Here is a 25,668-nt window from a genome sequence, read left to right on the forward strand (position 1 = left end):
GCGCAAAGCCCTGTCAGAACGGCACATCGTCGGCCTGCGCGGCAGGGATGACGAAGCGGGCGACCAGTTTTTTGGGGCCGGCGTGTTCGAAATCGACGTCGAGTTTATCGCCTTCGATGTCGGTGACGTGGCCGTAGCCGAATTTCTGGTGGAACACCCGGTCGCCGATGGTGAAGGCGGAGATTGCCTCGGCATCGATGGTGACGTGGCGCGATTCCTTGGGCTGATGCACCGGACGGTTCGACTGGCCCGCCTGCAACCGGCGCCAGCCGGGGGAGTTGTAGACATCGGCCTTTGACACCCGCTCCTCGAGCCCGGAACCGAAGCCGACCGGGGCGGCGGCACCGTAGCCGCCACCGTAGAGGCCGGGCGGGGTCAGCACCTCGACATGATCCGACGGGAGTTCGTCGATGAAGCGCGAGGGGAGTTGGCTTTGCCACTGGCCATAGACGCGGCGGTTGGAGGCGAAGCTGATGGTGCACAGTTCTTCGGCGCGGGTGATGCCGACGTAAGCCAGGCGGCGTTCTTCCTCGATGCCCTTGAGGCCCGATTCGTCCATGCTGCGCTGGCTGGGGAACAGCCCGTCTTCCCAACCCGGCAGGAAGACCACGGGGAATTCCAGACCCTTGGCGGCGTGCAGGGTCATGATCGAGATTTTCTCGGACGATTCCTCGGTCTCGTTCTCCATGATCAGGCTGACATGTTCGAGAAAGCCTTGCAGATTTTCGAACTGTTCCAGCGCCTTCACCAGTTCTTTCAGGTTTTCGAGCCGGCCCGGGCCTTCGGGCGTTTTGTCGTTTTGCCACATCGTGGTGTAGCCGGATTCGTCGAGGATCTGTTCGGCAAGGGCAATGTGGTTGTAGTCGGCGTGCAGGGTGGCGGCGTGCCAGCGGTCGACACCTTCGACAAACTGGCGCAACTGGCCGCCGCCCTTGCCGCCGATGGTGGCCTTGGCCACCGCTTCGCGCGCGCCGTCGAGCAGCGGCACGCCTGCGGCGCGGGCCATGCGCTGGATGTCGCCTTGGGCCTTGTCACCCAGGCCCCGCTTGGGCGTGTTGATGATACGCTCAAAGGCCAGATCATCTTCGGGTGAGACGGCGAGGCGGAAATAGGCCATGGCGTCCCTGATCTCCAGCCGCTCATAGAACCGCGGGCCGCCGATGACGCGGTAAGGCAGACCGATGGTGAGGAAGCGGTCCTCGAACGCGCGCATCTGATGCGAGGCGCGGACAAGAATCGCCTGACTGTCGAGCCCGACCGGATCAAGTCCTCGGGTGCCGCGTTGCAGCGCCTCGGCCTCTTCGCCGATCCAGCGCGCCTCTTCCTCGCCGTCCCAATGGCCGATCAGGCGGACCTTCTGGCCCGGCTCACCCGCCGTCCACAGGGTTTTGCCCAAACGCCCCTTATTGGCGGCGATCACGCCAGAGGCGGCGGCGAGGATGTGGGCGGTGGAGCGGTAATTCTGTTCCAGCTTGATCACGGTCGCGCCGGGAAAGTCCTTTTCAAACCGCAAAATATTGCCGACCTCGGCGCCGCGCCAGCCGTAGATCGACTGGTCATCATCGCCGACGCAGCAGATGTTCTTGTGCGATTGCGCCAGCAGGCGCAACCAGAGGTATTGGCAGACGTTGGTATCCTGATACTCATCCACCAGAATATAGCGGAACCAGCGTTGATACTGGCCCAGCACATCGGGGTGGGCCTGAAAGATGGTGACGCAGTGAAGCAGAAGGTCGCCGAAATCGGTGGCGTTCAGGGTGCGCAGACGGTCCTGGTAGGCGGCGTAAAGCTCGGTTCCCATGTTGTTGAAGCCGGAAGCCTCGTTCGAGGGCACATTCATCGGCGTCAGGGCGCGGTTTTTCCAGCCGTCGATCATGCCCGCCAACATGCGGGCGGGCCAGCGTTTTTCATCGATATCGGCGGCAGCGATCAACTGTTTCATCAGGCGGATCTGGTCGTCGGTGTCGAGAATGGTGAAGTTGGGCTTCAGCCCCGCCAATTCGGCATGGCGGCGCAGGATTTTCACCGAGAGCGAGTGGAAGGTGCCCATCCACGGCATCCCCTCGGCGACCTGTCCCAAAAGGCGGCCAACCCGTTCCTTCATCTCGCGCGCGGCCTTGTTGGTAAAGGTCACCGACAGAATCTCATTCGGGCGGGCGCGGCCGGTGTGCAAAAGGTGCACGATGCGGCTGGTCAACGCCTTGGTTTTGCCGGTACCGGCCCCGGCCAGCATCAGGACCGGGCCATCCAGCGCCTCGACCGCGGCGCGCTGTGCGGGGTTCAGGTCGTCGAGATAAGGCGCAGGCCGTGCGGCCATGGCGCGCTGCGACAAAGGTACTTTCGGCGGCACGGAAGGTGCGGCGGCGGCCTCGAAGGCGTCATTTTCATCCCAATCGGTCATCGGGCATTTATACGCCGGATTGGCCGGATGAAAAGCGTCTGTTCGTGACTTGTTCACATTTTCGCTGCGCAAAGGCGGGAATTCGCAGGGGCAAAGCCGCGCTTGCAAATTTCGCGAACTTTGCCGTTTGCGCACACAGCACTCTTGCGCTGCAGTGCGGCACCAATAGAGTGAGGCGGAATGCCGCGCCTCTGCCGCGCCGTCGCCACGCCTTTGATGGAGTTAGCCATGCCCGAGTTCAGCAAGATTCTTGTCGCCAACCGGGGGGAGATCGCCATTCGGGTGATGCGGGCCGCGAATGAAATGGGCAAGAAGACGGTGGCGGTGTTTGCCGAGGAAGACAAACTGAGCCTTCACCGTTTCAAGGCCGATGAGGCGTACCGGATCGGTGAAGGGCTGTCGCCGGTGGGGGCTTACCTGTCGATCCCGGAAATCATCCGGGTGGCCAAGATGTGCGGCGCGGATGCGATCCACCCCGGCTATGGGCTGCTGTCGGAAAACCCGGATTTTGTTGAGGCCTGTGATCAGGCCGGGATTACCTTCATTGGGCCACGGGCCGAAACCATGCGCGCGCTTGGCGACAAGGCTTCGGCGCGGCGGGTGGCGATTGAGGCCGGGGTGCCGGTTATTCCCGCCACCGAAGTGCTGGGCGAGGATATGGCCGCGATCAAGGCCGAGGCCAAGCTGGTGGGCTATCCGCTGATGCTGAAAGCGTCCTGGGGCGGCGGCGGGCGCGGGATGCGACCGATTCTGGCAGAGGATGAGCTGGAGGCAAAGGTGCGCGAAGGCCGGCGCGAGGCAGAGGCGGCGTTCGGCAATGGCGAGGGCTATCTGGAAAAGATGATCCAGCGCGCGCGGCATGTCGAGGTGCAGATCCTTGGCGACAAGCATGGCGAAATCTATCACCTGTGGGAACGGGACTGCACCGTGCAGCGCCGCAATCAGAAGGTGGTGGAGCGCGCGCCTGCCCCTTATCTCACCGAGGCGCAGCGGGCCGAGGTCTGCGAGATGGGCCGCAAGATCTGTGCCCATGTGAATTACGAATGCGCGGGAACGGTCGAGTTCCTGATGGATATGGATGATGAGAAATTCTATTTCATCGAGGTAAACCCACGTGTGCAGGTTGAACATACCGTGACCGAGGAAGTCACCGGCATCGACATCGTACAGGCGCAGATCCTGATTGCCGAGGGCAAGACGCTTGCGCAGGCAACAGGCGTGGCCGATCAGGCCGGGGTAAAACTGAACGGCCATGCGCTGCAATGCCGGGTCACGACCGAAGATCCGCTGAACAATTTCATCCCGGACTACGGGCGGTTGACCGCCTATCGCAGCGCCACTGGCAATGGCATCCGGCTGGATGGTGGTACCGCCTATGCCGGGGGGGTGATCACCCGGTATTACGACTCGCTGCTGGTCAAGGTGACCGCCCATGCGCAAACGCCGGAAAAGGCGATAGCGCGCATGGACAGGGCGCTGCGCGAATTCCGCATCCGCGGCGTGGCGACGAATATCGAGTTTGTGATCAACCTGTTGCAGCATCCGACTTTCCTCGATGACAGCTATACGACGAAATTCATCGACACCACGCCCGACCTTTTTGCCTTCCGCAAGCGGCGCGACCGGGCGACCAAGATCCTGACCTATATCGCCGACATCACGGTGAACGGGCATCCGGAAACCGCAGGTCGTGCGAAGCCGCATGCCGAGGCCAAGGCCCCCAAACCGCCGAAGGTGCGCGCAGAACCGGCGATGGGCACACGCAACCTGCTGGAGCAAAAGGGCCCGCATGCAGTGGCGGATTGGATGAAAGCGCAGAAAAAGGTGCTGATCACCGATACCACCATGCGTGATGGTCACCAAAGCCTGCTGGCCACCCGGATGCGGTCAATCGACATGATCAAGGTGGCACCAGCCTATGCAGCACACCTGCCGCAACTGTTCAGCGTGGAATGCTGGGGCGGGGCGACGTTTGACGTGGCCTATCGCTTTTTGCAGGAATGCCCGTGGCAGCGGCTGCGCGACTTGCGCGCCCAGATGCCCAATCTGATGACCCAGATGTTGCTGCGCGCCAGCAATGGGGTGGGCTATACCAATTACCCCGACAACGTGGTGCAGGCGTTCGTCAAGCAGGCCGCCGAGACCGGGGTGGATGTGTTCCGCGTGTTCGACAGCCTGAACTGGGTTGAGAATATGCGCGTGGCGATGGATGCGGTGCTGGAAGCAAACAAGGTTTGCGAAGGCACGATCTGCTATACCGGCGATCTGCTGGACCCTGCGCGGGCGAAATATGATCTGAAATACTATGTCGAACGCGCGCTGGAGCTGAAGGGGGCGGGCGCGCATATCCTTGGTCTGAAGGATATGGCGGGACTGCTGAAACCGGCGGCGGCGCGGGTGCTGATCAAGGCGCTGAAGCAAGAGGTCGGTCTGCCGGTGCATTTCCACACCCATGACACATCGGGGGCTGCGGCGGCGACCATTCTGGCGGCCTGTGATGCGGGCGTCGATGCGGTCGATGCGGCGATGGATGCGTTTTCGGGCGGCACCTCGCAGCCCTGTCTTGGGTCGATCGTCGAGGCGCTGCGCCATACCGACCGCGACACGGGCCTTGATATTGCCGCGATCCGAGAGATTTCCAACTATTGGGAACAGGTGCGGGCGCAATATGCGGCGTTTGAATCGGGTTCCCCTGCCCCGGCGTCGGAAGTGTACCTGCACGAAATGCCCGGCGGGCAGTTCACCAACCTGAAAGCGCAGGCGCGGTCCCTGGGGCTGGAAGAACGCTGGCCCGAGGTGGCGCAGGCCTATGCCGATGCCAACCAGATGTTCGGTGATATCGTAAAGGTCACGCCATCGTCGAAAGTGGTGGGCGATATGGCGCTGATCATGGTGGCGCAGGGCCTGACCCGGGCGCAGGTCGAAGACCCGGGGGTGGAGCTGGCCTTCCCCGACTCGGTGATCGATATGCTCAAGGGCAATCTGGGGCAGCCGCATGGCGGCTGGCCCGAGGGCATTCTGAAAAAGGTGCTGAAAGGTGAGGCCCCGCTGACCGACCGGCCCGGCAAGACCCTGCCGCCGGTCGATCTGAGCGAGGTGCGTGCCAAGCTGGCGCAGGAACTGCATCTGGGGCAGGATGAGGCCGATGGCGAGATGCTGGATGAAGAAGACCTGAACGGATACCTGATGTATCCCAAGGTGTTCATGGATTACCGCGCCCGCCACCGCCTGTACGGTCCGGTCCGGATTCTGCCGACACGGACGTTCTTTTACGGCATGGCCTCGGGAGAAGAGATCACCGCCGAGATTGATCCCGGCAAGACGCTGGAAATACGGCTGCAGGCGGTGGGCGATGTGTCGGAAGACGGCGATGTGAAGGTGTTTTTCGAGCTGAACGGCCAGCCCCGGGTGATCCGGGTCGCCAACCGGGCCATCAAGGCGAAAACCGCCGCCCGGCCCAAGGCGGCCGAAGGCAACGCCGGCCATATCGGCGCGCCGATGCCGGGATCGGTCGCCAGCATTGCGGTAACGGTGGGGCAGAAGGTGCGCGCGGGCGATCTTTTGCTGACCATCGAGGCGATGAAGATGGAAACCGGCCTGCACGCCGACCGGGAAGCCGTGGTCAAGGCGCTGCATGTGCAGGCGGGCAGTCAGATCGACGCCAAGGATCTGCTGGTCGAGCTGGAATAGGCATATATTACAAACGGTTGTAGGCCCAGCCCCTGTGGTGGGGCCTTTCTTTCACCGCCCACACAAACCGGCGCGAAAAATGCGCCGCGCCATGCATTTTTCCCTTGCAGGCACCCGCGCCATCCCCTAAATCACCGCTTACCGAAACGGTGCGGGCGTAGCTCAGGGGTAGAGCATAACCTTGCCAAGGTTAGGGTCGGGCGTTCGAATCGCCTCGCCCGCTCCATTTCGGTCTGAAACGGGCAGCTTCGGCTGCCCTTTTTCATTTCCTGCCCCCGCCATCTGCTGAACGCCGCACAAGGTCGCCCCTTGGAAGCGCAATCTGCGGGATCGGGTTTGTGCAGTGGGCAGTGGGCAGGCCAAAACGAAAAAAACCGCCCGAAGGCGGTCTGTTTCGTCGGTGTCATCCCCATGAAACATGGTGGGTGACCCTGGAATCGAACCAGGCGTGGGTCTCCCCGGCGGAGTTACAGTCCGCTGCCGCACCTTGCAGCTCGTCACCCGACGGGGGCGGAATACCCAAGGGGCCGGGGGGCGTCAAGCACCGAATGCAAAAGCGATTGCAAAGCGCAGGCCAGAGTTTCGGCTTGCGCATCCCCCCTGCCCCGCCGCATTCTGTGACGCCAGAAACAATGGGCTGAATGATGAAGACCGGAACCACCAAACCAACCTGGGTGATCGACAAGGAACGCGGCAAGCGGGCCGAAGCGAAGGAGACCGTCTGGCTGTTCGGCCTGCACGCCGTGCGCGATGCGCTGGTCAATCCGGCGCGGGAAAAGCTGCGGCTGGTGCTGACCAAGAACGCGCTCGACAAGCTGGAAGAGGCGGTGGCGCTGTCGGGGATTGAGCCGGAGATTGCCGATCCGCGCAAGTTCGACGTGCCGATCGATGACGGATCTGTCCACCAAGGGGCGGCGATGGAAGTGCGCCCGCTGAACTGGGGCAAGCTGGCCGATGTGGCGATTTCGGGCGCAGGCGCACCGCTGGTGGTGCTGCTGGACCGGGTGACCGACCCGCATAACGTGGGCGCGGTGCTGCGCAGCGCGGAAGTGTTCGGCGCACGGGCGGTGATTGCCCCCCGCCACCACTCGGCGCCGGAAACCGGGGCGCTGGCCAAGACCGCCAGCGGCGCACTGGAGCGGCAGCCCTATCTGCGGGTCGGCAATCTGTCGGATGCGATGCAGGAACTGCGCGACATGGGTTATATCCTGATCGGGCTGGAGGGTGAGGCAGAACACACGCTGGAGGGGGCGCTCGATCTGGCCAACAAGCGCCCCATCGCGCTGGTGATGGGGGCCGAGGGGCCGGGTTTGCGGGAAAAAACCCGCGACACCTGCGACTATCTGGCGCGCATTCCATACACCGGGGCCTTTGGCAGCCTGAACGTTTCCAACGCCGCTGCGGTCTCGCTTTATGCCGCCAGCCAGCGGGTGGTTCACAAAAGCGCGACATGAGCTTTAAGCCCGCACCGGACTACCTATCTGACACTGTATGGATGCGGGCTGGAACTCCCGCGTCACATTCACTGTCCCTCGTTCCGCGACTTGGCGCCCGGGCTTCAACCCGTGGCGCCTTTTTCTTGCTGCTTGCACAGGTGAAGCCATGACCCGGACCGAAGACGCCCGCCTTGCCGGGATTCTGACCCGCTGCCGCACCATTGCCTTGGTGGGCTGGTCGCCCAAGCCCGACCGACCGAGCCACCGGGTGGCGGCATTTCTGGCGCGTCAGGGATATCGGGTGATTCCGGTAAACCCCGGTCAGGCCGGGCAGATCGTTCTGGGTGAGACGGTGCGCGCCAGCCTGTCGGAGATTGAGGGCCATGTTGACATGGTCGACATCTTCCGCCGGTCCGAAGAAGCGGGTGCGGTGGTCGATGAAGCGCTGGCGCGGTTTCCCGAACTGGTCTGTGTCTGGATGCAGCTGGGCGTGGAAGACGAGTCAGCCGCCGCACGGGCCCGCGCGCAGGGCGTAGAGGTGGTGATGAACCGCTGCCCTGCCATCGAGATCCCGCGGCTGGGGCTGGGCTGAGAGCCGCGCCGCCTTCCTTTTGCCGCAGGTCAGGCTGTAAGGCTGCAAGATGAGTATTTGGGTCAAGATGAAGGCGTGGAACACCGCCCGCCCCTTCATCTTGACCCAAATACTCAATTTCCGCTCAGTCCCGCCGCGCTGCCTTTTCCGCGATACCCGACAGCCCCGCGCGCCGGTCAAGCTCGGCCAGCACATCTGCCAGCGGCACATCGCGGGCGGCGAGCATCACCAGCAGGTGATACAGCACATCTGCCGCCTCTGACGTCAGTTTGGCACGGTCGCCCTTTACTGCTTCGATGATCGCCTCTATCGCCTCTTCGCCGAATTTCTCGGCGCATTTTTCCGGGCCCTTGGCCAGCAGCTTTGCGGTCCAGCTCGACTCGGGGTCTGCGCCCTTGCGTGCGGTGATGGTGGCTGACAGGCGGTTCAATGTATCGCTCATGACAGCCGCACCGGAATGCCGGCGGCGGCCATGTGGGCCTTGGCCTGACCGATGGTGAAGGTGCCGAAGTGGAAGATGCTCGCAGCCAGCACGGCGCTTGCGTGGCCTTCGGTCACCCCTTCGACCAGATGATCGAGCGTTCCGACACCGCCCGAGGCGATGACCGGGATCGACACCGCATCGGCGATGGCGCGGGTCAGGGGCAGGTTGTAGCCGCCCTTGGTGCCGTCACGGTCCATGCTGGTGAGCAGGATTTCCCCCGCGCCCTTGGCGGCGACGGTGCGGGCAAACTCCACCGCGTCGATGCCGGTAGGCTTGCGGCCGCCATGGGTGAAAATCTCCCATTTTCCGGCGGAAACGGTCTTGGCGTCTATGGCCACCACGATGCACTGGCTGCCGAAACGATCGGCGGCATCGGCCACCACATCGGGGTTGGCGACCGCCGCCGAATTGAAGCTGACCTTATCGGCCCCCGCCAGCAGCAGCGCGCGCACATCATGATGCGTGCGCACGCCGCCACCCACGGTCAGCGGCATGAAGCATTGCTCGGCGGTCCGGGTCACCAGATCGAACATCGTGCCGCGATTCTCATGCGTGGCGTGGATATCAAGAAAGGTCAGCTCATCCGCGCCCGCCGCGTCATAGGCGCGCGCGGCCGCGACCGGATCACCCGCGTCGATCAGGTTGATGAAATTGACGCCCTTGACCACACGGCCATCGGCGACATCAAGGCAGGGGATGATGCGGGTTTTGAGCATATGCGGACCCTAGCGCGTGCGGGGGGCCGGGGAAAGGGGGCGCTGCCCCCCGCGCTGTGCGCGTCCCCCGGAGGAATTGGAAAAGCTGCACCTCAGGCTTTGAGTGCCTGCAAAGCGGTTGCGAGATCAATGGCCCCGTCATAGAGCGCGCGGCCCGAGATGGCACCGGCGATGACGCCGGTTTCTTGCAGCGCCGCAAGGTCGGCCATGGAGGAGACGCCGCCCGATGCGATGACGGGGATGGAGACGGCACGGGCGAGGGCCTCGGTCGCAGGAATGTTGGGGCCTTGCATCGCGCCGTCGCGGTCGATGTCGGTGTAGATGATCGCCGCCACCCCCGCGTCTTCAAAGCTGCGGGCGAGGTCGGTGGCCTGCACGGTGGTTTCCACCGCCCAGCCTTTGGTGGCGACAAAGCCTTTGCGGGCGTCGATGCCCACCGCAATCTTGCCCGGAAAAGCGCGGGCGGCGTCGCGCACCAGCGCGGGGTTTTCCACCGCGACCGTGCCGAGGATCACGCGGGCGAGGCCCTTTTCCAGCCACATCTCTATCGTGGCCATGTCGCGGATGCCGCCGCCAAGCTGGGCGGGGACGGTGATGCGGCTCAGGATCGCCTCGACCGCGAGCGCGTTGACCGGCTGGCCTGCGAAGGCACCGTTCAGGTCGACCAGATGCAACCAGTCGCAGCCTGCGGCCTCAAACGCCGCGGCCTGTGCGGCCGGGTCATCGCCGAAGACGGTGGCGGCAGACATCTCGCCACGCAGCAGGCGGACGCAGTGGCCATCTTTCAGGTCGATGGCAGGATAGAGGATCATAGCGCACCCAATTTCAGCTTTTCCCCCCTTTGGCATGGCAGGCCGCCGATGCCAAGAGGGCCGCGACCCGACGTCATGCTTGCAAGGCACGGGGCGGATTGCGGATGATCGGCACAGCTTCAGGGAGGAGCCCATCATGAACAGATTCGCGAAACGGCTGGCACTGGCTGCTGCCGTGATTTTCACCGCTTCCGCCGCCCTTGCCGATCCGGCAGAGGGGGTCTGGAAGACCAAGCCGGATGACAATGGCAACTTTGGCCATGTGCAGGTGACCACCTGCGGGGCCGCCGTGTGCGGCACGCTGGTCAAGGCCTTTGACGGGGCAGGCAAAGAGATAAAATCCGACAATGTCGGCAAGCGGGTGGTCTGGGACATGCGGTCCAAAGGCGGCGGCGCTTATGGCGATGGCAAAGTCTGGTCACCCGACCGCAACAAGACCTACAACGGCAAGATGGTTCTGCAGGGCAACGGGCTGGCGATTTCGGGCTGCGTGCTGGGGATCTGCCGCGACGGCGGAACCTGGAGCCGGGTGAAATAGCAGAGATCGGGTTGAAACGGGGGGCGCGTGGCAGCAAGGGTTGCCGCGCGCCTTTTGCTTTGGGGGGACCTGATGACAGATGCAGATTGGGCGGAACTGGTGGCACGGCGGGCGCGGCCCGGGGTGATCGAGGTGCTGAGCACCGGGATCTTCTGCGGCTTTGGCTGCGTCGCGCGCACGCCCCCGCGCCGCAATGTGCGGCTGCTTGACAATGCGCCCGGGGCGATGGCGGCGGGCCTGCGGGCCTGCGGGCCTGCAAACGCTGTGGCGGTCAGCCGAAGACCGACCAGCCGGTGGCCAGGGCCAGCCGCTCCATCGCGTCAGCCCCCAGTTTGGAATTGCCCTGAGCGTTCAGACCCGGCGACCACACCGCAATGCTGGCGCGTCCTGGTGCAATGGCCAGGATGCCACCGCCGACCCCGGATTTGCCGGGCAGGCCGACGTTATAGGCGAAATCGCCCGAGGCGTCGTAATGGCCGCAGGTCAGCATCAGCGCGTTGATCCGGCGCACGCGTGATGGCGACACCAGACGCGGCGCAGTGTCGAACCCCGCCAGAAAGCGCCCGGCGCGGGCCAGTTGCACGCAGGTCATCTCCACCGCGCATTGGTGGCAATAGGTGCCGATGGTCAGCGCTGTCGGGTTTTGCAGATTGCCATGTGCGGCCATGAATTCCGCCATCGCGATATTGCGATGCGCATGGGCCAGTTCCGACAGGGCGACAGCCTTGTCGATATGGATATCGTCATCTTCGGCGGCGCTGCGCAGGAACTGCAGCACCTCTGCCAGCACGTCGCGCGGTTGCAACCCGTGCAGGATGGCATCTGTCACCGCGATGGCACCGGGGTTGACGAACGGGTTGCGCGGGATGCCGTTGTTCTGCTCCAGCGCGACGATGGAATTGAAGGCCAGCCCCGAAGGCTCTCGCCCCACCCGGACCCAGAGACTGTCGCCCAGACGGCCAAGGGCGATGGCGAGGGTGAAGACCTTGGAGATTGACTGGATCGAGAAGGGTGTTGTGGCATCGCCTGCGTGCAGGGTCTCCCCGCCGGGCAGGCAGACGGCAATGCCGAACTGGCCGGGATCGATGCAGCCCAGTTCGGGGATATAGGTGGCGGGCGCGCCCCGGTCGGTCGCGGCCGCCATGTCATGTGCGATTTCGTCAAGGATCGGCTGCAGATCAGCCGGGGTCATGGCTTCCATTGCAGGAAATTGGCAATCAGGCGCAAGCCGGTGGCCTGCGATTTTTCCGGGTGGAACTGGGTGCCGACCATGGTGCCCCGCCCGATGATCGCGGTGACATCACCGGCATAATCGACATGGGCCAGACGCTGGGCCGGATCGGATACCCGGAAGTGGTAGGAGTGCACGAAATAGGCGTGATCGCCGGTTTCGATCCCCGCCAGCACCGGGTGGGGGTGGTCGATCACCAGATCATTCCAGCCCATATGCGGGACTTTCAGGCTGGGGTCGGCGGGGGCGATCTTCACCACCTCGCCCGGGACCCAGTCAAAGCCTTTGGTGTCAGCGTATTCGCGGCCCCGGCTCGCCATCATCTGCATGCCGACGCAGATGCCGAGGAAGGGGCGGGCCTTGGTCGTGACCGCCTCTTCAATCGCCTCAAACAGCCCGCCGACATCGCCGAGCGCCCGACGACAGGCTGGGAAGGCACCGTCACCGGGCAGCACGATGCGGTCGGCGCAGGCGACATCTTCGGGGCGGGATGTCACGAGGACATCACCGCCGCCGACCTCTGCCGCCATGCGCTGGAACGCCTTTTCGGCAGAGTGCAGGTTGCCGCTATCGTAATCGACGAGGACGGTGAGCATGGTTCTGGGCCCTTGGCACCCCGCGGGGCTGTGGGAGCCTCCGGCGGGGATATTTGAAGACTGAAAATGGGTTAGAGCGCGCCTTTGGTCGAGGGCAGCTGGCCTGCCATGCGGGGGTCGGGTTCGACCGCCATGCGCAGGGCGCGGGCGACGGCTTTGAACGCGGCCTCAGCGATGTGGTGGCTGTTCAACCCATGGACGCGGTCGATGTGCAGGGTGATGCCGCCGTGGGTGGCAAAGCCCTGAAAGAATTCGCGCACCAGTTCGGTGTCGAAGGTGCCGATCTTTGCGGTCGGGAAATCGACGTTCCAGACAAGGAACGGCCGGGCCGACAGGTCCAGCGCGCAGGTGATCTGGGTGTCGTCCATCGCAAGCGCGAAATGGCCATAACGGCGGATGCCGGTCTTGTCGCCAAGTGCGCGCGTCAGCGCCTGACCCAGCGCTATGCCGCAGTCTTCCACCGTGTGGTGATCGTCGATGTGCAGGTCGCCCTTGGCCTGCAGGGTGATGTCGATCAGGGAATGGCGGGCAAGCTGGTCGAGCATATGGTCGAAGAACCCGACACCGGTGTTCACGTCATACTGGCCGGTGCCGTCGAGGTTGATCGCGACCGCAATCTCGGTCTCGGCGGTTTTGCGGGTGATTTCGGCGGTGCGCATCGGCGTGCCCTTTTGGCTTGGGGATCGCGGTCTTATAGGGCGACGCGGGCGCGATGGGAAGCGATCAGCGCAGACCCCGCAAGCATGAGGCCCGACACCGTGGCGATCATGCCAGAGGCCGACAGGGTGAAGGGCAGCCCCACCCACAGCGGCGCATAGCCTGCAAGAATATAGCCAATCAGCGCCGAGGCGACGGCGAAGCTGAGCGAGGCCGCGAGTTGCGCGGGCAAGGTGCGGGTCAGCAGCCGCGCCGAAGCGGCAGGGCAGATCAGCATGGCGATGGTGAGGATCGAGCCTACGGCCTGAAAGGCGGCCACCGCTGCAAGGGCGGTGGCAGCAGTCAGTCCGGCACGCAGCCAGGCGACGGGGATGCCTTGGGTTTGGGCAAAGACCGGGTCAAAAGTCGCCAGCACCAGAGGCCGCCAGACCAGCCGCAGCGCGATGGCAAGGCCCGCCGCAATCAGGGTCAGGCGCAGCAGTTCGGGCGGAGGGGCACCCAGCCAGATCAGGCTTTCCAGATTGCCATAAAGCGCGTGTTCGACATCCAGATGCACGCCCGAGGTGCCGGTGGTTTCCAGCAGCACCACGCCAAGCGCAAACATCGTGGTGAAGACCACGGCCATCGCCGCCCCCGGCTCCAGCTGCGCGCGGCGGGTGACCCATTCGATCAGCAGCGCCGACAGCCCCGCCGCAACCAGCGCCCCTGCCCCCATCACCACGCCGCTGCCAGATCCGGTCAGCAGGAAGGCCGCGACAATGCCGGGCAGGACCACATGGCTCATGGCGTCGCCCAGCATGGCGCGGCGCGACAGCAGCAGGAAATTGCCGGGCAGTACGCAGGCAATGGCGGCGAGCGATGCGATCAGCATCGGCGGCAGCGAGAACAGCAGGAATTCATCCATCGCGCTTGCCCCGGATCAGCAGCGTCAGCGCGAAACCGCCCGCCGCCAGCAGCACGATCACCGGGCCGGTGGGCAGGTCGGGTACCGAGGCCGAAATGGCAGCACCAGTGTAGCCGCAGGCGGCCCCGATCAGCGCTGACAGGGAGGCGGTGCCGGTGACGGTCGTGCTCCACATCCTTGCCGTCACGGCGGGGGTGACCAGCAGTGCCACGATCAGGATCAGCCCGGTCACGTTCAGCCCGACCAGCACCACCGCCAGCACCAGCGCCATCAGCGCCGCGTCCATCCGGCGCGGCCTGACACCCATCATCTGCGCGTGCAGCGGATCGAAGGCGACCATGGCCAGCGGACGGCGCAGCGCCCAGAGCGCGCAGGTGACGGCCAGGCCGCCAAAGCCGATCACCAGCGCATCGGCGCGCAGCATCCCGGCGGTGGAGCCGAGCAGCACGGTTTCCAACCCCGCCGGGCGGCCGGTGCCAAGGCCCTGAATGAGCGTCAGAATCACGATGCCCGCGCCGTAAAAACTGGCCAGCACCGCACCCGTGGCAGCGTCTTCGTGCATCTGGCGGGCAAGGCGCTGCACCGCCCAAAGGCCCGCAGCGGCGGTCAGGGCCGCGCCCAGCATCAGCCCCGGCAGAAAGCGGCCATCGCCGCCAAGCGCCACCATGGCCAGAAAGGCCAGACCTATGCCCGGCAGGGTGGCATGGGCCATCGCATCCGACATCAGTGCGCGGCGGCGCAGGGTCAGGAACGCGCCCGCAGCCCCGGCCGCCGCGCCCAGCAGGGCGGCCCCAAGGCTGACCAGCGCGGCGTTGTAACCGGCTTGCAGCAGCAGGGCCTGCCAGATCATGCGGCGGGCCTTCGGGTAGGTTCGGCAGGGTCCAGCATCAGGGCGGGGCCATAGGCCTGCGCCAGTGCGGCGCGGGTGAAGGTATCGGCCACCGGACCTTCGGCGACGGTGCGGCGGTTCATCAGCAGCACCCGGTCGAAATAGGCGGCCACCGTAGACAGGTCATGATGCACGGCGACGATCGTCGCCCCGCCGTCGCGCAGCGATTTCAGCACCCCGATGATCGCAGCCTCGGTCGCGGCATCGACCCCGGCAAAGGGTTCGTCGAGCAGGAACAGATCCGCCCCCTGCGCCAAGGCGCGGGCCAGAAACACCCGTTGTTGCTGGCCGCCCGACAGGGCACCGATCTGGCGGCGGGCGAAATCCTGCATGCCGACGCGGGCCAGTGCCCCCATGGCATGCGCCGTCATCCGCCTGTCAATCCGGCCCAGCAGCCCGGTTTTGCGATAGCAGCCCATCAGCACCACGTCGATCACCCGGACCGGAAAGCTCCAGTCCACCGCCGCGCGTTGCGGCACATAGGCAATGCGGGGCATCGCCTGTGCCACCGGAACCCCGAAGGCGGCGACGGTGCCCTGCGCCTCGACCAGACCGAGTACGGATTTCAGGAAGGTGGATTTACCCGCCCCATTTGGGCCGATGATGGCGGTCATGCTGCCGATGGGGAAGTCAGCGGACGCCCCATCGAGTGCCAGCACATCGTTGTAGCGCAGGGTCAGACCCTGCACGGCAAGCGCGGTTTGGACCTTGGCCTGCACCGGCCTGCCTGCGCCATCCTCAGCCATGTGCGGCCAGGGCCCCAGAGGCCCCCCGCTCTGGCGCCGTACCGCCCAGTGCGCGGGTGATGGATGTGGCGTTGTGATCCATCATGCCGACCCAGGTGCCTTCATAGCTGCCGTCCGGCCCCATGGCGTCGGAAAACAGCTCCCCCCCGATGCGGACAGTATGGCCGCGGGCCGCGGCCCCTTCAATCAGCGCGCGCAGGGCGCGGTCAGAGACCGAGCTTTCGACAAACACCGCAGGCACCTGCCGGGCGACCAGCAGATCAACCAGTTCGGCAATGCGCGACAGACCGGCCTCGGAATCAGTGGAAATGCCCTGAACGCCTTCCACCTCCAGCCCGAAGGCGCGACCGAAATAGGCGAAGGCGTCATGGGCGGTGACCAGCAGACGCGATCCGGCGGGAATAGTATCGAGCGCCGTTTTGGCATAGCTTGCAATCGCCTCAACCTCGGCCCGGTAGGCGGTGCCACGCGCGGCCACATCGGGGGCGAAGGCGGCCAGCGTCGGCTCCATCGCCTGACTGACCTGCGCCCAGAGTGCGGGGTCAAACCAGATATGCGGGTCGGGACGGTCGGGATAGGCGGGATCGGCCAGCAAAAGGTCGGCTGGCAGGGTTTCGGCCACGGCCAGCACGGGAGAGTTTTGCGACAAGCCCGCCATCAGCTTGGCGAACTGCGCCTCAAGGTTCAGCCCGTGCCAGAGCACCAGATCGGCGCGCGACAGGGTCAGGATATCATTGCGGGTGGGCCGGTGGCCATGCGGGTCCATCCCCGGCCCGATCAGCGCGGTGACCGGCAGACCAGTCAGCGCCCGCGCGGCATCGGCGATCATGCCCGTCGTGGCGACGATGCGGGGCACCGTGTCGGCACCGGCAACGCGCGGGGCAATCGTCAGACCGGGCGCAAGGGCCGCTGCCATCAGCCCGATAAATCTGCGTCGCGCCAGCATGAGAGGTGTCCTGAGCAAGGGGTTTTTACAATTTCAGACTTATGCGAATTATTCTCAATGTCAATAGTTTTGCGAACCATTCTCAATATCATACCGCCGCAGATTGCGCGTGCCACTGCCCGGCATCGGCTTTCACAGGCTCGCAAACCCCGCTACACATCGTTTAAGCGCCTGTGAGGCAGGCAAAACAGCGGGAGACCCGATGCCCGATCCCGGCTCGACTCAGCGACAGGATTTCACCGTCATGGCCATCGGTCAGGCCGGGCGGCTGCAATATGAGGCGATCCTGCTGGCAGGCTCGCTGCGGCTGACCAACCCCGGCTTCTCCGGGCGGCTGGTGATCTGCGAACCGCAGCCGGGGCCGCTGTGGCAAACCGATCCGCGCATGAGTGTCGGCGCGCGGGAGGTGCTGAAAGGTCTGGGGGCCACGATTCTGCCGTTCGAGTCGCAGGTTTTCGGGCAGGCCTACCCCTATGGCAACAAGATCGAGGCGCTGGCCGCCCTGCCCGAGGCACCGTTTCTGTTTCTGGACACAGACACCCTGATCACCGGCGATCTGGCCACGGTGGTGTTTGATTTCATCCGCCCGGCCGCCAGCATGCGGCGCGAGGGGACATGGCCAAAGATAGAATTGTACGGGCCCGGATACAGCGCGATCTGGAAATCGCTTTATGACCGCTTCGGGCTGGACTTTGCCAGCTCGCTGGACCGGAGCCAGCCGGATGACTACTGGCAGCGCTATCTGTATTTCAACGCGGGCTGGTTCTTTCATGCCAGTCCCCGGCGCTTTGGCGCACGGTTCCTGACCTATGCGAAGTCAATCCGCGATGACCCGCCGCCCGAACTGGTGTTGCAGGAACTTGACCCATGGCTGGATCAGGTGGCGCTGCCGCTGGTGATCCATTCCCTTGGCGGCGGTCGGCCCGGCGTGGGGCACGCGGGGCTTGATGGCGATGTGACCTGCCATTACCGCACCCTGCCGCTGCTGTACGCCCGCGAAAGCGACCGGGCGGTCGAGGTGCTGGAGGCGGTGGCGAAAGACCCACCCCTGCGCCGGGTGCTGCGCGACCATCCGCCGGTCAAGGCGATGGTGCTGCAAAATCAGGGCCGCCGGGCGCGCGCACTGTTTGACCGCGCAAACCTGCCGCAGCGCGAACAGGTGATCCGCAACACGCTGAAACGTGAAGGGTTGTGGCTGCGCTGAACCCGGCTGCGCTAAAGCCGCAGGATGGGCCAGAGGGATGCCACCAGCAGCACCGCCATGGTCCAGTTGAACACCTGCAACCGGCGGTTGGTGGTCAGCCAGCGCCGCAACTGCTGGCCCGCCACGGTCCAGACCGAGACCGAAGGCAGGTTTACACACGCAAACACCACCGCCACCGTCAGCATGGCGGCAGCCCCCTGCCCGCCCGCGTAAACCGTCACCGCTGTCAGCGCCATCGCCCAGGCCTTGGGGTTGACCCATTGGAACGCCGCCGCCTGCAGGAAACTGAACGGGCGACCACCGACCGTGCCCTCTTTCGGGGCGGCGGCATGGGCGATCTTCCACGCCAGCCAGAGCATATACACGACTGAACCGAATTTCAGCGCCAGCCCCAGCGACGGCACGATCTGAAACACCTGCGCCAACCCCAGACCCAGCAGCAGCACCATCAACGCATGGCCAAGGCTGATGCCCAGCATATGCGGCAGGCTGCGGCGAAAGCCAAAGTTCGCGCCCGAGGCCAACAGCATCATATTGTTCGGCCCCGGCGTGACCGAGGTGACAAAGGCAAAGCCGATAAGCGCGGTGAGAAGGTCATATGTCACGGAACACTTGTGCCACGGGGCACGCCGCATAAAATTGCGATCTGCGGCGCGATATGGCATCATACACAACAAATGACGAAGATTGATCCGACAGACGAAAAGATATTGCGCGAACTGACCCGCGACGGCCGGCAATCCAATCTGGACCTTGCCGCCCGCATCAACCTGTCACCTTCGGCCACACTGCGCCGGGTGCAGGAACTGGAGCGGCAGGGCGTTATCAAAGGCTATCGCGCCGTGCTCGACCCTGTGGCCATGGGGGTGGGCTTTATCGCCTATGTCACCGTCGGGCTGAACAGCCACACCAAAGAATCACAAGAGGCGTTCGAACGCGCCATCGCCCGCGCCCCGCAAGTGGCCGAATGTCACAATGTGACCGGCACGGTCGAATATCTGCTGCGGGTCGAGGCGGCGGATCTGGCCGCCTATAAGCACTGGCATACAGATGTGCTGGGCGTCCTGCCGCAGGTCCGGTCGATCACCACCTTTGTCGTGATGGGCAGCCCGAAAGACATGCGCGCCTGACAAAATGCGCGACAGCCGGTTGCACCTTTCACAAATACTCCCGCGCGGCGCGCTCCCCGGTTCGCTGCCGGCCGCTCCGCGGGGAGTATTTGTGAAAGGGGCAATGCAAAGGGCCTGTTCTGCGTGTTTCAACTGGCACCCGGTTGATGGCCGCGACAATCCCCGGTAGCGTCCGGGGCACATTGCTCAGGGGGGACATCAGATGACCGACACAAGCAGCTACGGCTTTGACACTTTGGCCATTCATGCGGGGGCCGAGCCGGACCCGGCGACCGGCGCGCGTCAGGTGCCGATTTACCAGACCACGGCCTATGTGTTCCGCGATGCGGATCACGCGGCCAAACTCTTCAATTTGCAGGAGGTCGGGTATATTTACTCGCGCCTGACCAATCCTACGGTTTCGGCGCTGGCCAACCGGGTCTGTGCGCTGGAGGGCGGGGCCGGGGCGATCTGCTGCTCATCCGGTCATGCCGCGCAGATCATGGCGCTGTTTCCGCTGATGGGTCCGGGGCTGAACATCATCGCCTCGACCCGGCTCTATGGTGGCACGCTGACGCAGTTCAGCCAGACCATCAAGCGCTTTGGCTGGTCGGCCACCTTCGTCGATTTCGATGATCTGGCGGCGGTTGAGGCGGCGGTGGATGACAACACCCGCGCGATCTTCTGCGAAACCATTGCCAATCCGGGCGGCTATATCACCGATCTGGATGCGATTGCGGCCATTGCGAACAAGGTCGGCCTGCCGCTGATCGTCGACAACACCACGGCCACGCCGTACCTGTGCAAACCCATCGAGCATGGCGCGACGCTGGTCGTGCATTCGGCCACCAAATACCTGACCGGCAATGGCACGGTCACCGGCGGTGTGGTGGTTGATTCGGGCACGTTCGACTGGTCGGCCAGCGGCAAGTTCCCCTCCCTGTCGGAACCGGAGCCGGCCTATCACGGGCTGGCCTTCCACCCGGCGCTCGGCGCGATGGCCTTCACCTTCCATTCCATCGCCGTCGGCCTGCGCGATCTGGGCATGACGATGAACCCGCAAGGCGCGCACTACACACTGATGGGGATCGAAACCCTGTCGCTGCGGATGCAGCGGCATGTGGAAAACGCCGTTGCCGTGGCCCGCTGGCTGGAGGCTGATCCGCGGGTCGAGATGGTCACCTATGCCGGGTTGGACAGCAGCCCCTATGCCGACCGCATCCCACGGATCTGCCCGAAAGGCGCGGGTGCCCTGTTCACCTTCGGGCTGAAGGGCGGCTATGACGCCTGCGTCAAGCTGATCGACAACATGAAGCTGTTCAGCCATGTCGCCAATCTGGGCGACACCCGCAGCCTGATCATCCACCCGGCCTCGACCACGCACCGCCAATTGTCGGAAGCCGATCAGATCAAGGCAGGGGCGGCGCCGAATGTGGTGCGCGTGTCGATCGGAATCGAGGATCTGGCCGATATCATCGCCGATCTGGATCAGGCGATGGACGCCGCAACTGCCTGAGCTTTGTCTGACAGCAACCTGAAAATAAATGAAATCTGCCGGGCGCGGCGCGATGCGCGCCCGGCAGGATGTACCCCTTACTGGGCGATCTCGAACACGACGGTGACCGATGATGTGGTGGCGACTTCGCCCGCCGCCACCGGCACCGCGCCTGCCGAGTCCGCAGACTGGCGGAACATCGGCTGCGGCGGCACATAGCCACCGCCTTCAGTGATCGACACGATCGGGCCAAGCGTTGCCCCGGCGGCTTCAACCAGCAGCGTGGCACGGGCGCGGGCATCCTCTACCGCGGCCTTGCGCGCGGCATCCATCGCAGGGCGCGGTTCGGACAGGCCAAAACTCAGCCCATTCAGGGTATTGGCCCCGTCCTGGATGGCGGCGTCGATCACTTGCCCCAGCCCGTCCAGATCGCGAATCCGCACGGTCAACTGGTTCGATGCGGTATAGCCGTCGATACGCGGGCGCACACCGCTGTCATAGCCGGTCCAGTTCGGGTTGATCGACAGGTTGGTGGTCTGCATGTCGCGGTCACCGATGCCCGCCGCTTTCAGCCGGGCCATCACGGCGTTGAGCGCCTCGGTATTGCTGGCCATGGCGGCGACGGCCGTCTCGCCAAGGGTGGTGACGCCCAGCGACAGGGTGGCGATGTCGGGGATGCCGTCCACCACGCCTTCGCCGGTAACGGTGATCTGTGCGGTCTGGGGTGCCGAATGTGGGGCCGTCTGTGCGACGGTCTGGGCCTGTACCGCCGTCAGCGCGGTGGCCGAAAGCAGGGTGGCGATAAGGGTGGCGTGCAGAATGCGCATGATGTCTTCTCCTAAAGATGCAATCAGTTTCCGGACATGGAACGCAGGCCGCAAGGCGATCCTTGGCGCATCACGGGGCTTTTTCTTTCATTCGGCGGAAAGCTGCTGTAGGAAAGACTTAGCCAGCAAGAGGCGGTTTCCGCAGCTTGTATCCTCATGCTAGACGCCGGACATGACACCCAGCTTTGCCCTGAACCTGACCGAAGACAGCATCTCGCTTTTGCACCGGACAACCGGGGGCTGGCGGGATCTGGGGGTTGTGGCCTTTGACACGCCCGATCTGGGGGCGGCGCTGGACGATTTGCGCAGCCTCGCAGAGGGGCTGTCGCCCAAGGGCCTCACCACCAAGCTGATCATCCCCGAGTCGCAGATCCTGTATCTGCAGATCGATGCGTCCGGGCCGGATGACGCCAGCCGCCGCGCCCAGATAGAGGCGGCGCTGGACGGGCGCACGCCCTATGCCCTGGATGAGCTGATCTACGACTGGTCGGGCAGCGGCCCCACCGTGACTGTGGCGGTCGTGGCGCGCGAAACGCTGGCTGAGGCGGAAGGATTCGCAACCGAACACAGGTTCAACCCGGTGGCCTTTGTGGCAAGCCCGGAGTCCGGGTTTGACAAAGAGCCGTTCTTTGGCCCCTCGGCTCTGGCCGCCAGCCTGTTGAAACCGGGCCAGCAGGTAAAGCCGGATGCAATGCCGGTCAGGATTGTCGGGCAAGAGTCGCCGCCCGCAGCGGTGGCTGCGTTTGCAGAAGACTCCGCCGTTTTTGCCGGTGCGCCTGCGCAACCAGTACAAAAGGATGTGGTTGAGCCGGTTGCGGAACCGGTTTCGCAAAGCGCTCCTGCCGAGGACGCGCCCGTGACGGCCGCGCCCGATTTGCCCGAACCTGAGGTCCCGGTGCCCGCCGCGCCCGCGCCGGAGTTGCCAGATCCCGCCCCCGTGCCAGAGCCCGCCCCTGCGCCGCAGCCCGATCTGCCAGCACAGAAGACCGCGTCCGAAAGTCCGGCGACCGCGCCGGATCTGCCCCCCGCCCTGCCAGCCCGGCCGGATTTTGCGCCTGTGCAACGCACAGAACCGGTTGCACCGCCCGCGCCGAACGCGCCCGCGCCAGAGCTGCGCAATGATCCGTCGCGGCTGACCGAGGTGTTGGCAAAGGCCACAGCTGCCGAGGCCGAAGCCCCGATGGCGGTGGACGTGCCGACCGAAGACGGGACGGATGAAGACGGTGCGGACATACCACCGATGCCAGCCGGGGCGCGTGGCCCGGTGGTGTCGACGCAGATACCGCCGTCTGACGAATTGCCGCCGCCGCCATCTGCGGCGGCACTTTCGGCTTTTGCAAGCCGCCGGCCCGCCGATGGCGCGCCACGCCCCTTGGGGGCCGCAACGCCCGGTCCTGACCGGGGCACGGCCCAGCCGGTGGTCCCTGCGGCGGTGCGCCCGGCGCTGGGTGCCAAGCCGGTGGTCGAACGGCCCGCAGCCGCGCGACCTGCCCCGAAATTCAGCTATGACGATCCGGCACCGCCGCCATCGCGGCTGCCCGGCGACCCGCCCACGCCGCAGCCCGCTGCGGCTGGCAAGACCGCCAAAGGCTTCCGCGGACTTGGCACGCTTGTCACGGCCCCCAGCATTCCCGGCACCCGCAAGAAAAAGCCCGTCCTGAACGGTACCGCCACCAATGCGGGCAAGCCTGCGGCTCTGTCCGCCGGATCAACACTGACCGCGCCGCTTGATGGGGCACCGACCACGGCCGCTGTCCGGGCGGCGTCACAATCGCTCGGACGCCAGCAGCCGGTGTCGCCTGACGCGATTGCCCGGGGCCTCAGCGCGCGCGGGTTACCTCAGCGCGGCAAGCCGAAATATCTGGGCCTGATCCTGACGGCGGTGCTGCTGCTGTTGCTGGCGCTGGTCGCGGCATGGTCATCCTACATTCTGGTAAAGGATGACGACGCGGCGACCGAGATCCAGTTTGCCGGCTTCGATGATGAGGCGATTGCGGATGGTCAGGTGCCGGATGCAGAGGCTGAGATGCTGGCCGATCTGGAGGATGATGCAGATCTGCCGGTCGATGTTGACCTAACGGCACCCGCAGAAACCGCCGCTGCGGAGCCTGCCCTGGATGTGGCTGAAGCGGCCCCCGCCGAAGATGTTGCGGTTGTTGCCCCCGTGGTTGCAGAACCAGCGCCGCAGACCGGCATGCAGGAAGTGGTGGCCGAGGCCACCCAGCCCGGCGCGGCCAATCAGGACGAGATCTTCCTTGCCGGAATGGACGCTCCGCCCACTCTGAACGATCCGCTGGTGTTGTCGGCACCCGCAGCACAAGGCGATGCCCCCCCCGCCGCGCAAATGCCGCCACCGCCTTTTGGCACGGTGTATCAGTTTGACGACAATGGCCGGATCGTGCCCACTGCCGATGGCATCCTGACGCCCGAAGGGGTGTTGCTGGTGGCCGGACGCCCCTCTGTCGTACCGCCACAACGTCCTGCAACCATCGCGGCTGCGGTATCAGAGGCGGTTACGCAAGCTGTCGCAGCACCCGTGCCCGCTGAAACCGCAAACCCGGCCGCCGTGCCGCCTGCGGCCGGTGACGTGCAGCCCGCACAGACCTTTGCTGCTGATCCTTCGCTGTCTTCGGCCCGCCCGCGTCTGCGCCCCGAGGGGCTGGCCCCGGCATCAGCCACCGGAGACGATGCCGCGCTGGACGACCCGTCGCTGGCCCCGGCAGAGGACAGCCGCTTTGCGAGCCTGCGCCCCCGCCTGCGCCCCGCAGCGATTCTGGCGGCAGGAGAGGCTGCGCGCGCGGCCTCTGCCTCTGCCTCATTGGCGGTAGAGATGGCCGTGGCCGAAGCCGCCCCGGATGGCAGCCTGAGCCCGCTTGCAGTTTCGGTCTCACGCGTGCCCGCGCCGCGCCCTCGCGACATGACCCGTGCGGTCGAGGCGGCTGTGGCGGCGGCAACCCGGCAGTCACAACCGCAGGCCGTGGCCGCAGCTTCTACAGCGGCACGGCAGCCTTCTGCTGCGGATGAGGCGGATGACGAACCCGAAGTGGCGACAGCCGCCCCGGCGATTCCAACCCGTGCCAATGTGGCCAAGCAGGCCACCTTTGTGAATGCGATCAACCTGTCGAAGATCAATCTGATCGGCGTTTATGGCACGCAATCCAAGCGCTATGCCTTGGTGCGGCAGGCGAATGGCCGCTATCGCAAGGTCAGTGTCGGCGACAATCTTGACGGTGGCCGGGTACAGGCGATCACCGCATCGGAAGTGCGCTACCAGAAGGGCGGGCGGATGCTGGCCCTCGCGATGCCCAAGGGCTGAGGGGTGGCCGGTGGGGCTCAGGCCCCGCTGACCCCCGCCTCGGCAAAGCTGGCCATGCCCGAATGACAGGCTACTGCCCCCTGAACGATCCCCAACGCAAGCGCCGCGCCCGAGCCTTCGCCAAGGCGCAGGCCAAGGTTCAGCAACGGCTGCTTGTCCAGCGCTACAAGCAGACCGGCGTGCCCCGCCTCGGCGCTGACATGGCCGGCAAGGCAATGGTCAAGCGCGCCGGGCTGTGTCCGGTGCAGCACCAGCGCCGCAGCACAACAGATGAACCCATCCAGCACCACCGCAACCCGTTCAGCCCGCGCGCGGGCAATGGCACCCGCCATGGCCGCAATTTCGCGCCCGCCAAGGCAGCGCAGCACCTGCAACGGGTCTGACAACAGGGCAGCATGGGCGGCAAGGCCCGCGCGTACCACATCAGCCTTGCGGGCAAGGCCATGATCATCCACGCCGGTGCCCCGGCCCACCCAATCCTCTGCCACGCCGCCCAGCAGCGCGGTGGCGATGGCGGCGGCAGAGGTGGTGTTGCCGATGCCCATTTCGCCGGTGACCAGCAGATCAGCCTGCGGGTCCACCGCGTTCCAGCCCGTGGTCAGGGCAGCGACAAGCTCTGCCTCGGTCATCGCGGGGCTTTGGGTGAAATCGGCGGTGGGGTGGTCAAGGTCGAGCGCGTGCACCGTCATTGCCGCCCCAAAGGTTTTTGACAACTGGTTGATCGCCGCGCCGCCGTGGCGGAAGTTGACGACCATCTGCGCCGTCACCTCGGGCGGGAAGGCCGACACACCGCGCGCGGCAATGCCGTGATTGCCGGCAAAAATCACCACCTGCGGCGCGCTGGCCTGTGGCCTCTCCCTGCCCTGCCAACCCGCCAGCCAGATCGCCAGATCCTCCAGCCGCCCCAAAGACCCGGGGGGTTTGGTCAGTTGGCCATTGCGTGCCGCCGCCGCCGCGCCTGCGGCAGGGTCAGGTGCGGGGAGCGTGGCGAGATGGGAGCGAAAGCTGTCGAGGGTGGTGAAGGGCGCGGTCATGCCGGGGTTCCTGCGTTGCAAGGGGCTGGGGCCTTGGCTACAGAC

At 65.2% G+C, this 25,668-nt stretch carries 22 protein-coding genes, 2 tRNA genes and 1 pseudogene; 10 read left to right on the forward strand and 15 right to left on the reverse strand.

Annotated features, from left to right (window positions below):
* Positions 1–13 precede the first annotated feature (13 nt).
* Positions 14–2,401: an ATP-dependent helicase gene (locus Q7J44_RS14515; RefSeq protein ID WP_304881053.1), complete on the reverse strand. Its 2,388-nt coding sequence runs from the start codon at positions 2,399–2,401 to the stop codon at positions 14–16.
* A gap of 228 nt (positions 2,402–2,629) precedes the next feature.
* Between Q7J44_RS14515 and Q7J44_RS14520 the strand changes: the two genes are divergently transcribed.
* The gene (locus tag Q7J44_RS14520) at positions 2,630–6,091 is read left to right on the forward strand and encodes a pyruvate carboxylase (RefSeq protein WP_304881055.1); all 3,462 of its coding nucleotides are present in this window, start codon (positions 2,630–2,632) and stop codon (positions 6,089–6,091) included.
* 151 nt (positions 6,092–6,242) lie between these two features.
* Positions 6,243–6,317 (forward strand) — tRNA-Gly (locus Q7J44_RS14525).
* Between the two features lie 193 nt (positions 6,318–6,510).
* On the opposite strand, the gene Q7J44_RS14530 is transcribed toward Q7J44_RS14525, so the two are convergent.
* Positions 6,511–6,594: transfer RNA gene (locus tag Q7J44_RS14530), tRNA-Tyr, on the reverse strand.
* Positions 6,595–6,735: 141 nt separating this feature from the next.
* Between Q7J44_RS14530 and rlmB the strand changes: the two genes are divergently transcribed.
* Both rlmB and Q7J44_RS14540 read left to right on the forward strand, forming a co-directional pair.
* On the forward strand, positions 6,736–7,545 hold the full coding sequence (rlmB, locus tag Q7J44_RS14535; protein ID WP_304881056.1) for a 23S rRNA (guanosine(2251)-2'-O)-methyltransferase RlmB: 810 nt from the start codon (positions 6,736–6,738) through the stop codon (positions 7,543–7,545).
* Positions 7,546–7,693: 148 nt separating this feature from the next.
* Entirely contained in the window at positions 7,694–8,119 is a 426-nt protein-coding gene (locus tag Q7J44_RS14540) for a CoA-binding protein (RefSeq protein ID WP_304881058.1), read from the forward strand.
* Between the two features lie 124 nt (positions 8,120–8,243).
* Here the strand turns inward: Q7J44_RS14540 and Q7J44_RS14545 are convergent, their stop codons facing one another.
* The 3 genes from Q7J44_RS14545 to hisA form a co-directional block, all read right to left on the reverse strand.
* Complete coding sequence (locus Q7J44_RS14545; protein ID WP_304881060.1) at positions 8,244–8,561, reverse strand: phosphoribosyl-ATP diphosphatase; 318 nt, start codon at positions 8,559–8,561, stop codon at positions 8,244–8,246.
* The gene (gene hisF / locus Q7J44_RS14550) at positions 8,558–9,319 is read right to left on the reverse strand and encodes an imidazole glycerol phosphate synthase subunit HisF (protein ID WP_304881062.1); all 762 of its coding nucleotides are present in this window, start codon (positions 9,317–9,319) and stop codon (positions 8,558–8,560) included. The genes Q7J44_RS14545 and hisF overlap by 4 nt, the downstream gene beginning before the upstream one ends.
* A gap of 92 nt (positions 9,320–9,411) precedes the next feature.
* Positions 9,412–10,131: a 1-(5-phosphoribosyl)-5-[(5-phosphoribosylamino)methylideneamino]imidazole-4-carboxamide isomerase gene (gene hisA, locus Q7J44_RS14555; protein ID WP_304881063.1), complete on the reverse strand. Its 720-nt coding sequence runs from the start codon at positions 10,129–10,131 to the stop codon at positions 9,412–9,414.
* A 136-nt stretch (positions 10,132–10,267) separates the two neighbouring features.
* Here hisA and Q7J44_RS14560 point away from each other — a divergent pair, with 136 nt between their 5' ends.
* Both Q7J44_RS14560 and Q7J44_RS23320 read left to right on the forward strand, forming a co-directional pair.
* Positions 10,268–10,669, forward strand: a complete 402-nt coding sequence (locus Q7J44_RS14560; protein ID WP_304881065.1) for a DUF2147 domain-containing protein — start codon at positions 10,268–10,270, stop codon at positions 10,667–10,669.
* A 72-nt stretch (positions 10,670–10,741) separates the two neighbouring features.
* Positions 10,742–10,906, forward strand: a pseudogene (locus Q7J44_RS23320) (Ada metal-binding domain-containing protein); the annotation flags it as partial.
* A 34-nt stretch (positions 10,907–10,940) separates the two neighbouring features.
* Here the strand turns inward: Q7J44_RS23320 and Q7J44_RS14565 are convergent.
* The 7 genes from Q7J44_RS14565 to Q7J44_RS14595 form a co-directional block, all read right to left on the reverse strand.
* On the reverse strand, positions 10,941–11,861 hold the full coding sequence (locus tag Q7J44_RS14565; protein WP_304881066.1) for a glutaminase: 921 nt from the start codon (positions 11,859–11,861) through the stop codon (positions 10,941–10,943).
* Positions 11,858–12,496: an imidazole glycerol phosphate synthase subunit HisH gene (gene hisH / locus Q7J44_RS14570; protein ID WP_304881068.1), complete on the reverse strand. Its 639-nt coding sequence runs from the start codon at positions 12,494–12,496 to the stop codon at positions 11,858–11,860. The genes Q7J44_RS14565 and hisH overlap by 4 nt, the downstream gene beginning before the upstream one ends.
* 71 nt (positions 12,497–12,567) lie before the next feature.
* On the reverse strand, positions 12,568–13,155 hold the full coding sequence (gene hisB, locus Q7J44_RS14575) for an imidazoleglycerol-phosphate dehydratase HisB (RefSeq protein WP_304881070.1): 588 nt from the start codon (positions 13,153–13,155) through the stop codon (positions 12,568–12,570).
* Positions 13,156–13,187: 32 nt separating this feature from the next.
* Positions 13,188–14,057: a metal ABC transporter permease gene (locus Q7J44_RS14580; RefSeq protein WP_304881072.1), complete on the reverse strand. Its 870-nt coding sequence runs from the start codon at positions 14,055–14,057 to the stop codon at positions 13,188–13,190.
* On the reverse strand, positions 14,050–14,907 hold the full coding sequence (locus Q7J44_RS14585) for a metal ABC transporter permease (protein WP_304881074.1): 858 nt from the start codon (positions 14,905–14,907) through the stop codon (positions 14,050–14,052). Before Q7J44_RS14585 ends, Q7J44_RS14580 begins: the two co-directional genes overlap by 8 nt.
* Positions 14,904–15,692 carry a metal ABC transporter ATP-binding protein gene (locus Q7J44_RS14590; RefSeq protein WP_304881076.1) on the reverse strand — a complete coding sequence of 263 codons (789 nt, stop codon included), beginning with the start codon at positions 15,690–15,692 and terminating at the stop codon, positions 14,904–14,906. The genes Q7J44_RS14585 and Q7J44_RS14590 overlap by 4 nt, the downstream gene beginning before the upstream one ends.
* Positions 15,685–16,638, reverse strand: a complete 954-nt coding sequence (locus Q7J44_RS14595) for a metal ABC transporter solute-binding protein, Zn/Mn family (protein ID WP_304881078.1) — start codon at positions 16,636–16,638, stop codon at positions 15,685–15,687. Before Q7J44_RS14595 ends, Q7J44_RS14590 begins: the two co-directional genes overlap by 8 nt.
* 202 nt (positions 16,639–16,840) lie before the next feature.
* Between Q7J44_RS14595 and Q7J44_RS14600 the strand changes: the two genes are divergently transcribed.
* Entirely contained in the window at positions 16,841–17,842 is a 1,002-nt protein-coding gene (locus tag Q7J44_RS14600; protein WP_304881080.1) for a hypothetical protein, read from the forward strand.
* An 11-nt stretch (positions 17,843–17,853) separates the two neighbouring features.
* Here the strand turns inward: Q7J44_RS14600 and Q7J44_RS14605 are convergent, their stop codons facing one another.
* Complete coding sequence (locus Q7J44_RS14605) at positions 17,854–18,447, reverse strand: LysE family translocator (protein ID WP_304881082.1); 594 nt, start codon at positions 18,445–18,447, stop codon at positions 17,854–17,856.
* 72 nt (positions 18,448–18,519) lie between these two features.
* Between Q7J44_RS14605 and Q7J44_RS14610 the strand changes: the two genes are divergently transcribed.
* The gene (locus Q7J44_RS14610; protein WP_304881084.1) at positions 18,520–18,972 is read left to right on the forward strand and encodes an Lrp/AsnC family transcriptional regulator; all 453 of its coding nucleotides are present in this window, start codon (positions 18,520–18,522) and stop codon (positions 18,970–18,972) included.
* 202 nt (positions 18,973–19,174) lie between these two features.
* Positions 19,175–20,467, forward strand: coding sequence for an O-acetylhomoserine aminocarboxypropyltransferase/cysteine synthase family protein (locus Q7J44_RS14615; protein ID WP_304881086.1), 1,293 nt, complete (start codon positions 19,175–19,177; stop codon positions 20,465–20,467).
* A gap of 77 nt (positions 20,468–20,544) precedes the next feature.
* Here Q7J44_RS14615 and Q7J44_RS14620 read toward each other — a convergent pair whose 3' ends face one another.
* A complete protein-coding gene (locus Q7J44_RS14620) occupies positions 20,545–21,273 on the reverse strand; it encodes an SIMPL domain-containing protein (protein ID WP_304881088.1) in 729 nt (242 codons plus the stop codon).
* Positions 21,274–21,445: 172 nt separating this feature from the next.
* Here Q7J44_RS14620 and Q7J44_RS14625 point away from each other — a divergent pair, with 172 nt between their 5' ends.
* A complete protein-coding gene (locus Q7J44_RS14625; protein ID WP_304881090.1) occupies positions 21,446–24,589 on the forward strand; it encodes a hypothetical protein in 3,144 nt (1,047 codons plus the stop codon).
* 17 nt (positions 24,590–24,606) lie between these two features.
* On the opposite strand, the gene cobT is transcribed toward Q7J44_RS14625, so the two are convergent.
* Positions 24,607–25,623: a nicotinate-nucleotide--dimethylbenzimidazole phosphoribosyltransferase gene (cobT, locus tag Q7J44_RS14630; RefSeq protein ID WP_304881092.1), complete on the reverse strand. Its 1,017-nt coding sequence runs from the start codon at positions 25,621–25,623 to the stop codon at positions 24,607–24,609.
* Between the last annotated feature and the right edge of the window lie 45 nt (positions 25,624–25,668).

This window comes from Pseudotabrizicola sp. (genome assembly GCF_030656345.1).
Lineage (GTDB): Bacteria > Pseudomonadota > Alphaproteobacteria > Rhodobacterales > Rhodobacteraceae > Pseudotabrizicola.